The organism is Kluyvera sp., from assembly GCF_965301105.1.
This window is the reverse complement of the sequence record NZ_CBDKZX010000106.1, coordinates 1-10,170: the sequence shown is the minus strand read 5'-3', so window position 1 is coordinate 10,170 and position 10,170 is coordinate 1. Positions and strand designations below refer to the sequence as shown.

Sequence of the window (10,170 nt, the reverse complement as noted above, 5' to 3'; positions counted from 1 at the left end):
TCAATCCCACAGATAAGCTTCAGCAGGGTACTTTTACCCGCGCCGGAGTGGCCGGTCAGAAATGCCATCTCGCCCGGCTGCAGGTGGAAAGTGACGCCCTGCAGCGCTTGTCTCCCGCCGAGATAGGCTTTGCTGACGTGTTCAAAGCGAATCATTGTTAGTCCTCTCGGGCAAAAAGTGCCTCAATAAAATCGCCCGCTTTAAACGGACGTAAGTCCTCTATACGCTCGCCGACGCCGATATAACGAATCGGGATGCCGAACTGATCCGCCACGGAGAATATCACCCCGCCTTTGGCGGTACCGTCGAGTTTAGTCAACGTAATGCCGGTCAGACCGACCGCTTCATGGAACAGTTTGGCCTGGCTGATCGCGTTCTGCCCGGTGCTGGCGTCAATGGTCAGCATCACTTCGTGCGGCGCATCAACGTCGAGTTTCTTCATCACGCGGACAATTTTCTTCAACTCTTCCATCAGGTGCGATTTGTTCTGCAAACGCCCGGCGGTATCAGCGATCAGTACATCGACGTTACGCGCTTTTGCCGCCTGGATAGCATCGAAAATGACCGAAGCAGAATCTGCGCCGGTGTGCTGCGCAATCACCGGAATGTTGTTGCGCTGGCCCCAAACCTGCAGCTGCTCAACCGCCGCCGCGCGGAAGGTATCGCCCGCCGCCAGCATCACGCTTTTACCCTGCTGTTCGAACTGACGCGCCAGCTTGCCAATGGTGGTGGTTTTACCCACGCCGTTGACGCCGACCATCAAAATAACGAATGGCGTTTTGCCTTCAATATTAAGCGGTTCATCCACTTTTGCGAGAATTTCACCCATTTCGTCTTTCAGCAGGCCGTACAGCGCTTCCGCGTCGCGCAGCTGTTTACGGCTGGCGGTATCGGTCAGGCTGCTGATGATCTTACGGGTGGTTTCCACACCGACGTCGGCAATCAGCAGCTGTTCTTCCAGCTCTTCAAACAGATCGTCGTCGATTTTCTTGCCGCGGAACAGACTGATAAATCCGGAACCGAGATTCTCTTTCGTTTTCAGCAGGCTGCGTTTCAGTCGCGCGAAGAAGCCTTCTTTGGTCGGCTTTTCCTGTTCCTGCTGAGCGTCGTCGGCAGGCACGTCTTCTACCGACGCTTCTTCTTCGACGATTTCGTTTTCGGACGGTGTTGCCAGCGCTTGCGCTTCCAGCTCTTCGTCGGTCAGCTCAGGTTCAATCGCTTCATCCTGCTCCGAAGGGGTTTCCTCGACCACTTCCGGTTGTTCTTCAACAACCGGCTCAATTTCTTCAACCTCTTCCGGCTGTGCTTCAACAACCGGCTCGATTTCCTCAACCGCTTCCGGCTGAGCTTCAACAACCGACTCGATTTCTTCGACCGCTTCCGGCTGTGCTTCAGCAACCGGTTCGACTGCCTCAACCGCTTCCGGCTGTGCTTTTTCGCTTTCCGCAACCTGCTCGGTCACTTCCACGACTTCAGACGCGAAAGCTTCACTCTCGGCAATCGTATGGGCGTCTTCAACGACCGGGGTCTCTTCTGCGATGATTTCCGGCTCGACAGCAGGCGTTTCTTCTACCGGCTGAGACTCAATTTTTTCTTCTGATTCAACAACCTGTTCCTGTTCTTTCTGCCCAAAGCCCAGCCAGGAAAAAAAGCCACGTTTTTTTTCTTTTGCCATTTGCAACCACACTCCCCGCTGTTTTTGATGGCGCCACTTCGCCATAATCGACGCGAAGGCTAAAATAATGATGAAATTAGTCGCTTAGTCTATCACTTAACTTCCCTGGCTTCACCGCTTTCACCCGGCAGAGCAGATCGCTAGAATAGCAGGCCGAAAGAGCGACCAGAGCAAGCAAATGAAAAAACCAACTTCCGGCGGCAGTGGCCAGATCCGCATTATTGGCGGGCAATGGCGAGGCCGTAAACTCCCTGTTCCTGATAGTCCGGGACTGCGCCCCACCACCGACCGGGTGCGCGAAACCTTATTCAACTGGCTGGCGCCGTCGATGGTCGATGCCCGTTGCCTGGACTGCTTTGCCGGCAGCGGCGCGCTGGGGCTGGAAGCGCTCTCTCGCTACGCGGGTAGCGCCACGCTGCTTGAGATGGAGCGTCAGGTTGCCCAGCAGTTGCAAAAGAACCTCGCCACGCTGAAGGCGACGCACGGAAAAGTGGTAAATACGAATACGCTCGCATTCCTCAACCAGACCGGTACGCCGCACGATATTGTGTTTGTCGATCCGCCGTTCCGTAAGGGATTACTGGAAGAGACGTTACACTTGCTGGAGAGCAATGGCTGGCTGGCTAGTGACGCGTTAATCTACGTCGAAAGCGAAGTCGAAAACGGCCTGCCGCCGGTACCCGCCAGTTGGGATCTGCATCGGGAAAAAATCGCCGGTCAGGTGGCTTATCGTCTCTACCAACGTGAAGTACAGGGAGAAAAGGATGCTGATTAATCTGGGTCGTTTGTTGATGCTGTGCGTGTGGGCATTTCTGCTATTGAACCTGTTTCACCCGTTCCCGCGTCCGCTGAATATTTTCGTCAACGTCGCGCTGATCTTCATGGTGCTGATGCACGGTATGCAGATGGCGCTGCTGAAATCCACGCTGCCGAAAGACGGCCCGCAGATGACGCGCGGAGAACAAATTCGCATCTTCCTGTTTGGCGTGTTTGAACTGTTGGTGTGGCAGAAAAAAATTGGCGCCAGCCTGAAGAAAAAGTAACGACAGCCGGCCTGGTCATGCACTAGGCCGCATTTTACTGGTCTGCCTTAAACTCAACGAAACGCGAGCCTTTGTAGCTCAGGGTGCCTTTGTCGCCCACCGTCAGCTGATGATACTGCGCCGCCTCGACGCGAAAGCTCACCTCCAGGCCGCCCTGCTCCGGCTTAAAGCTCACGTCATAGCGCATCTCGCTGCCCGCGGGCGTCACCGTCTGCTGACGTGAACGACGGTCATTCAGTACCTTCTCGCGCTTATTGCTCACCACCACTCGCTTTTGCATCAGCGGCGCGGCGTCGTTGTCCATCTTCTCGCGTCGTTGCTGCACGTAGCGAAACGAGGCTGCAACCACGATGACGGCCACCACCACGATGAAAAAAAGAGGCATTTTGCTCATTTCAGGTTCTCTTAAGAATTTACGCAAATCATAGTAAAGGGCGCGGTCAGCCATTGTCATCTGGTCATCCACACTACTACACTGGACATTCAAGACTGGCTACACAGTACCCATTAATGATAACAGATACAGGGACTTAATATGCTTTGGTCGTTCATCGCCGTATTCTTCTCCGGCTGGCTCTATGTCGATGCCGCCTACCGTGGCCCCACCTGGCAACGCTGGGTGTTTAAACCTATCACACTCATTTTACTCTTGTTTCTCGCCTGGCAGGCGCCGATGTTTAACGCCATCAGCTACCTGGTGCTGGCAGGCCTGTGCGCCGCGCTGGTCGGCGATGCGTTAACCCAGCTACCGCGCCAGCGCATGCTGTACGCCGTGGGAGCATTCTTCCTCTCCCACCTGTTGTATACCATCTGGTTTACGAGCCAGCTCACCTTCACCTTCTTCTGGCCGCTGCCGGTTGTACTGCTGGTGATTGGCGCGCTGTGGGTGGCGGTTATCTGGACGCGGCTGGAAGAGATGCGCCTGCCGGTGCTGGCCTTTATCGGCATGACGCTGGTGATGGTGTGGGTCGCGGGCGAGCAATGGTTCCTGCGGCCAACCGATACCGCCCTGTCCGGCTTCGTCGGCGCGGCGCTGCTGCTTATCGGCAACATCGTCTGGCAGGTGAGCCACTATCGTCGCCGCTTCCGCGCCGATACGGCGATCTATGCCGCCTGTTACTTTGCCGGGCACTTCTTTATCGTTCGCGCGCTTTATATGTAATTTCCTGCTTGACTCTGGAGTCGACTCCAGAGTGTATGCTGCGCTTAATGAGACAACGATCATTAACCGGAGGATACAATGTCGACTCCAGAGACGCAGGGCAAAAAAGCCCCACAGTTCTCCTCATTTAAACTTGCCCCCGCGCCACAGCCGCAGGAAGACTGCTGCTGCGACAGCCAGTGCGCAACCGCTGAAGCCGCGCCAGAAAGCGCGCTGGAGGCACGCTATAGCTGGGTCGTCAACGGCATGGACTGCGCCGCCTGCGCCCGCAAAGTAGAGACGGCCGCAAGCCAGGTTGCCGGAGTCAAACAGGCAAAAGTGCTGTTTGCCACCGAAAAACTGCTGGTCGAGGCCGATGAAGATATTCGTGCGCAGGTGGAAAAAGCGGTCACTGCCGCAGGCTACACGCTGCGCAGCGAAGATGAGCCGCAGCCCGAGGTTCCGGAATCCCGCCTGAAGGAAAACCTGCCGCTGATTGCGCTGGTCGTGATGATGGCAATCAGCTGGGGGCTGGAGCAGTTTAATCACCCCTTCGGCAATCTCGCGTTTATCGTCACCACGCTGGTTGGGCTATACCCTATCGCCCGCCAGGCGCTGCGCCTGATAAAAAGCGGCAGTTGGTTCGCCATTGAAACGCTGATGAGCGTCGCGGCCATCGGCGCGCTGTTTATCGGCGCAACGGCGGAAGCCGCGATGGTGCTGCTGCTGTTTTTAATCGGCGAACGGCTGGAAGGTTGGGCGGCAAACCGCGCTCGTCAGGGCGTTAGCGCGCTGATGGCGCTGAAGCCGGACACCGCCGTGCGCGTGCGCGATGGCCAGCGTGAAACCGTGGCGCAGAGAGATTTGCAGCCCGGCGATGTGATTGAAGTGGCTGCCGGGGGCCGCCTGCCGGCTGACGGCAAGCTGATCACCCCCTTCGCCAGCTTTGACGAAAGCGCATTAACCGGGGAGTCGATCCCCGTTGAGCGCAGCGCCGGAGAGAGCGTTCCGGCTGGCGCCACCAGCGCCGACCGTCTGGTGCAACTGAGCGTCATCTCCAAACCGGGCGACAGCGCGATTGACCGCATCCTGCGTCTGATTGAAGAGGCGGAAGAGCGTCGCGCGCCGATCGAGCGCTTTATCGACCGTTTCAGCCGTATCTATACCCCGGTGATTATGGCGATTGCGCTATTGGTCACGCTGGTGCCGCCGCTGTTGTTCTCCGCCTCGTGGGAAGAGTGGATCTACAAAGGGCTGACCCTGCTGCTGATTGGCTGCCCGTGCGCGCTGGTGATATCCACCCCGGCGGCGATTACCTCTGGCCTCGCCACCGCCGCACGCCACGGCGCGCTGATTAAGGGCGGCGCGGCGCTGGAGCAACTTGGCCTGATTCGCCAGATGGCGTTTGATAAAACCGGCACGCTGACCCTCGGTAAACCGCAGGTGACAGCCATTATCGCCACCGCTGAACTGAGCGAAGACGCGCTGCTGGTACAGGCGGCATCCGTGGAGCAAGGCTCAACGCATCCGCTAGCACAGGCGGTGGTGCGTGAAGCGCAACAACGGAATTTGGCCATCCCGCAGGCAACCGCGCAGCGAACACTGGTGGGCTCGGGCATTGAAGCGGAAGTAGAGGGTCAGCGCATCGTTATCTGCGCCGCAGGAAAATTCCCGGCCGAAGCGCACCAGGCGCAGATTCAGCAGTTAGAAAATGAGGGTAATACCGTTGTGCTGGTCACCCGCGACGACACACTGCTGGGCATTCTGGCGCTGCGCGATACGGTACGCAAAGAGGCTCGCGAAGCGATTGATGGCTTGCGCGAATTGGGTATTCAGGGCGTGATTCTGACTGGCGATAACCCACGCGCCGCGAAAGCGATTGCCGATGAGCTGGGCATGACTTACCGCGCTAACCTGCTGCCTGCGGATAAGGTGAAAGAAGTCACCGCGCTAAACGTCCAAGGCCCGCTGGCGATGGTTGGCGATGGCATCAACGATGCCCCGGCGATGAAGGCAGCGGCAATGGGGATTGCGATGGGCAGCGGCACCGACGTGGCGCTGGAAACCGCCGACGCCGCGCTCACCCACAACCGTCTGACCGGGCTGGTGCAGATAATTCGCCTGGCGCGCGCCACTCACGCCAACGTGCGGCAAAATATCGCCATTGCGCTGGGGCTGAAGGGGATTTTCCTCGTCACCACGCTGCTGGGCATGACCGGGCTGTGGCTGGCGGTGCTGGCGGATACCGGAGCGACGGTGCTGGTGACGCTGAACGCGCTGCGGCTGCTGCGCAGAAAGTAGCGAGCCAACCCGGCCTACCGCTGTAGGCCGGGTGGCACCCTGAACGTTTACTCGTTGATCGCCGCAAGAATCACCAGCTGGTCGCTCACGAATTTCTTCGCTGCCGGTGAGCTTGCCGCCGCAAGCTCTGCCTGCAAGGTCGCCTGCTTTTGCTTCTTCGCCTGTGGGTCGCTAAACAGTAGCGCTTTCACATTGAACGACGCCACGTTGCTATAGCGTCCATCGTCGCTCATCGGCACGCTGATTTTGCCGTCATTCAGCAGATTTTCGACGATCTTACGTTCACGATCGTAACCTTCGAGCCCAACCAGCTGCCAGCGCTGTACCGCCTGCCCCTGATAGTGACCTTTTTTCACCTCCGTCAGGTAGCGGATGGTCAGATTGCGGATGGTGCCCGCCTCTTCGCCATATTCCGCCTTGCTATCCGACAGTACCGGGAACTGCATGCCTTCCAGCACGCCGCCTTTTTGCGTCAGGTGACCCATGCGGTAGCTGTTCATCCCGAGACGAATTGGCGTGCTGTCCGTCACCGGCGTACCATCCGCCAGTTGCAGATCGCGAATACGCTGCCCGGCAGGCTGGCGCAGGTCAATCTTGTAGGTCACGCCGTCGAAGAAGTCGTTGGTGGAATATTTTGACGCCCGGCGCTGCGGGTTAAAGCTGTAGGTGACGTCACCATCATGCAGCTGATTGAAGTAACCCGCCGACCACTCCATGTACTTTTTCAGCTCTTTGCCGGTCAGCTGATACACGGTAATTTCGCCGCCCGCATACTGATAGTTAAAGGCGATATCTTTTGCCGTAATGGTGCCCACATTCAGTTTGGGTCGGTCGTTATCAATTTGCAGGGCAATCACCTGCGCCTTCGGCGCATAGTGGCGGCTGGCTTCCTGATACAGCTTGCTAATACCGGTGTCCTGAATATGGACCTGCGGAATGCCTTTCACCGCATCCGGCGGCACCAGATCCTGACCAGTCAGTTGCGCGATCGGCCGATTGGCGTTGGCGCGCAGGATTTTGTGGTACGGCTGATAGACCTCTTCCAGCGCCTTGTCTGACGCCATGCCTTTGATGGAATAGGTGTAGCTGTCTTTGTTGATCAGCACATATTTGCCGTTGTGCTGCTCAAACTGCAGGTCGATACGCGACAGCGCGCGGCCGTATTTATCCGGTTCGGTCACGATGACGCCGTTAATCACCTCTTTATCGACCTTCACGTGCATGTGCCCGGCGACGATGGCCGCCAGCTCAGGGTTAGCGCGCGCGATATCCCCGACGCCGGTTCCCGGCCGCTGGTTCTCGTTATCGATCCCCATGTGCGCCACCAGCACGATGGCATCCACCTCGCCCTGAATCTGCTGGATGGTTTGCTTCACCGCCTGTACCGGGTCGGTAAAGTTAAGCCCTTTGACGCGGTCGGTGCCTTTAGCGAACTCAGCGGTCATCGGCGTATCCATACCGATAATGCCGATCTTCACCCCCTGACGTTCAATGATTTTATACGCGGGCAGATAAGGTTTGCCGCTGTCCCACAGAATATTCCCGGCAAGCGCCGAGCCTTTAAACTGGTTCAGCGAGGTCGACAGCGACGTCAGGCCAAAGTCGAACTCATGGTTGCCCATCACCCAGACGTCATAGTCCAGGGCGTTAAACCCGAGGATCATCGGGCTGGTTTTGTCGTTTTTGAAGGTTTCGACAAAGTTGCCCTGAATGGTGTCGCCCGCGTCGACCAGGATGACGTTCGGCTGCTGGCTGCGCACTTCGCGCACCTGAGTCGCAATCTGGCTCAGGCTGCCCGCCAGATTTTCGGTATCCGTCGAGTAATCCCAGGGGACGAAGGTGCCATGGAGATCGGAAGTGCCCAGAATCGTGATATTGACCGGTTCAGCCATCGCCGTAGAGGTACCTAAACAAAGCAGCAGTGCTAAGAGTGATTTTTTCATTGTTATTTGTGGTGCCGGAAGGGAAATGAGGGGAAATTATGCGATTCACATCAATAATTTGGCCAGAGGCTTTACAGGGTAAACAATAAAACTGAGAGGCAGTTCAAGGTTAGGCGGGCTAGCGGAAGGGAAATGGCGGCCACGGTTTGAAAACAGTCCGGGTAAGGCCGCCGTTCGCGATTAATGGCTCTTGCGCAGCAAATACTGATACGGCAGCGACGCGGTCTGCTGGGCAATCAGCTCATGTTCCATAAAGCGGCAAAAGCCGGGAATATCGCGCGTGGTGGCGGGATCGTCGGCGATAATCAGCAACGTTTCACCCACCGGCATCGTGCGTACGGTTTTACGCACCATCATTACCGGCTCCGGGCAGCGCAGCCCTTGCGCGTCTAAGGTATGATCGGGGCTGGAGAACAAATCGGTCATTATCATCTCGTCATCATAAAAAACGCGCCTAGTTTACGCCGACGGCGCGACGACGCAACCAGGTTAACGATTGCGCGAAAAACAACCATTGCAATGACGTACGAAAGCAGTATCATTCCGCCCCTGCAATGAGTTTGCAGTTTATTGGGTTCCCTCACCCCAACCACTAAAAAGGTACAATATGACTCCCTTTACCTCTATACAGCGCCGCCATGCGCTGGTCTGGCTATCGCTATTCCATCTGCTGGTGATCACCTCCAGCAACTATCTGGTGCAGCTGCCGGTAACGATTTTCGGCTTCCACACCACCTGGGGCGCGTTTAGCTTTCCGTTTATTTTCCTCGCCACCGATCTCACCGTGCGCATTTTTGGCGCGCCGCTGGCTCGACGTATTGTCTTTGCGGTGATGATCCCGGCGCTGATGATCTCCTACGTGATTTCATCGCTGTTTTATATGGGCCAATGGCAGGGTTTTGGCGCGCTCGCGCACTTTAACCTGTTCGTCGCCCGTATCGCCGCCGCGAGCTTTATGGCCTATGCGCTGGGGCAGATCCTTGACGTTCACGTGTTCAACCGCCTGCGCCAGAACCGTCGCTGGTGGCTGGCGCCGACGGCTTCCACGCTGTTTGGCAACATCAGCGATACGCTGGCGTTCTTCTTCATTGCCTTCTGGCGCAGCACCGACCCGTTTATGGCCGACCACTGGGTGGAAATCGCCCTCGTCGACTACTGCTTTAAAGTGCTCATTAGCATTATTTTCTTCCTGCCGATGTACGGCGTACTGCTGAATATGCTATTGAAAAGGCTGGCAGATAAATCTGATTTGTCGGCAATGCAGCCAGGTTAAAGGTTCATTTGACGGGTTGTGTTAAGATAGGCGGATGAGCCGTTTATGGCTATTTAGCGAAAGGAAGAAGTCAATGCGCAAATTGGTGAAATATGTTGGTATTGGCCTGCTGGTGATGGGGCTTGCCGCCTGCGACAACAGCGATACCAGCACGCCGGCACAGGGTTCGGCAGCCGCCAGCGATGCTGCGGGTCAGTCGATTAACCTGTTGGACGGTAAGCTGAGCTTCACGCTGCCTGCCGGGATGACCGACCAGAGCGGTAAACTGGGCACCCAGAGCAACAACATGCACGTCTACTCGGATGCCACTGGCCAGAAAGCGATCATTGTTATCGTTGGCGATAGCACCAATGAAGAGCTGTCCGTGCTGGCAAATCGTCTGGAAGAACAACAGCGTAGCCGCGACCCGCAGCTACAGGTGGTGACCAACAAATCCATCGAGATGAAAGGCCACACGCTGCAGCAGCTTGATAGCATCATCTCTGCCAAAGGGCAGACCGCCTACTCTTCCGTAGTACTGGGCAAAATCGACAACAAACTGCTGACCCTGCAGGTGACGCTGCCAGCGGACAACCAGCAACAGGCGCAGGCTGATGCTGAGAAAATCATTAATACGCTGGTCATCAACTAATTTCGCTTGATGATCTCACGGCCTCTCGCGTGACTACGCCAGAGGCCGTTTTTTTAGCCGCCAGCCGAGCAGCAGCGCTACCGCCACCAGCCCCGCCGCCGCCGGAAAGATTGTGGACCCGCCCCTCCCTGGCAAAAACAGCCCGGCCGGCGGCCCGGGGGTG

General features: G+C 57.0%; 11 protein-coding genes and 1 pseudogene. 6 read left to right on the top strand and 6 right to left on the bottom strand.

Features of this window, described 5'->3' with window-relative positions; all coding sequences use genetic code 11:
* Both ACW14G_RS20850 and ftsY read right to left on the bottom strand, forming a co-directional pair.
* Positions 1–155 (bottom strand): ATP-binding cassette domain-containing protein (locus ACW14G_RS20850; RefSeq protein ID WP_455648760.1); only part of this gene is annotated, 155 nt, incomplete at its 3' end.
* 2 nt (positions 156–157) lie between these two features.
* Complete coding sequence (gene ftsY / locus ACW14G_RS20845; RefSeq protein ID WP_249022641.1) at positions 158–1,675, bottom strand: signal recognition particle-docking protein FtsY; 1,518 nt, start codon at positions 1,673–1,675, stop codon at positions 158–160.
* A 178-nt stretch (positions 1,676–1,853) separates the two neighbouring features.
* Here ftsY and rsmD point away from each other — a divergent pair, with 178 nt between their 5' ends.
* Both rsmD and ACW14G_RS20835 read left to right on the top strand, forming a co-directional pair.
* On the top strand, positions 1,854–2,450 hold the full coding sequence (gene rsmD / locus ACW14G_RS20840) for a 16S rRNA (guanine(966)-N(2))-methyltransferase (protein WP_163446772.1): 597 nt from the start codon (positions 1,854–1,856) through the stop codon (positions 2,448–2,450).
* Positions 2,440–2,718, top strand: a complete 279-nt coding sequence (locus ACW14G_RS20835; RefSeq protein ID WP_064541345.1) for a DUF1145 family protein — start codon at positions 2,440–2,442, stop codon at positions 2,716–2,718. The genes rsmD and ACW14G_RS20835 overlap by 11 nt, the downstream gene beginning before the upstream one ends.
* Before the next feature lie 34 nt (positions 2,719–2,752).
* On the opposite strand, the gene ACW14G_RS20830 is transcribed toward ACW14G_RS20835, so the two are convergent.
* Positions 2,753–3,112: a DUF2500 domain-containing protein gene (locus ACW14G_RS20830; RefSeq protein ID WP_064541500.1), complete on the bottom strand. Its 360-nt coding sequence runs from the start codon at positions 3,110–3,112 to the stop codon at positions 2,753–2,755.
* Between the two features lie 141 nt (positions 3,113–3,253).
* Between ACW14G_RS20830 and ACW14G_RS20825 the strand changes: the two genes are divergently transcribed.
* A complete protein-coding gene (locus tag ACW14G_RS20825) occupies positions 3,254–3,880 on the top strand; it encodes a lysoplasmalogenase (protein WP_167574887.1) in 627 nt (208 codons plus the stop codon).
* A gap of 78 nt (positions 3,881–3,958) precedes the next feature.
* Positions 3,959–6,160, top strand: a complete 2,202-nt coding sequence (gene zntA / locus ACW14G_RS20820) for a Zn(II)/Cd(II)/Pb(II) translocating P-type ATPase ZntA (protein ID WP_249022640.1) — start codon at positions 3,959–3,961, stop codon at positions 6,158–6,160.
* Positions 6,161–6,207: 47 nt separating this feature from the next.
* On the opposite strand, the gene ACW14G_RS20815 is transcribed toward zntA, so the two are convergent.
* Together ACW14G_RS20815 and tusA are read right to left on the bottom strand one after the other, a co-directional pair.
* Entirely contained in the window at positions 6,208–8,103 is a 1,896-nt protein-coding gene (locus ACW14G_RS20815) for a bifunctional metallophosphatase/5'-nucleotidase (protein WP_249022639.1), read from the bottom strand.
* 180 nt (positions 8,104–8,283) lie between these two features.
* Positions 8,284–8,529, bottom strand: coding sequence for a sulfurtransferase TusA (tusA, locus tag ACW14G_RS20810; RefSeq protein WP_163446782.1), 246 nt, complete (start codon positions 8,527–8,529; stop codon positions 8,284–8,286).
* Positions 8,530–8,710: 181 nt separating this feature from the next.
* Between tusA and ACW14G_RS20805 the strand changes: the two genes are divergently transcribed.
* Positions 8,711–9,376, top strand: a complete 666-nt coding sequence (locus ACW14G_RS20805; protein ID WP_163446784.1) for a 7-cyano-7-deazaguanine/7-aminomethyl-7-deazaguanine transporter — start codon at positions 8,711–8,713, stop codon at positions 9,374–9,376.
* Between the two features lie 73 nt (positions 9,377–9,449).
* Entirely contained in the window at positions 9,450–10,007 is a 558-nt protein-coding gene (locus ACW14G_RS20800) for a DcrB family lipoprotein (protein ID WP_065356415.1), read from the top strand.
* Positions 10,008–10,040: 33 nt separating this feature from the next.
* On the opposite strand, the pseudogene ACW14G_RS20795 reads toward ACW14G_RS20800, so the two are convergent.
* Positions 10,041–10,170, bottom strand: a pseudogene (locus ACW14G_RS20795) (MFS transporter); the annotation flags it as partial.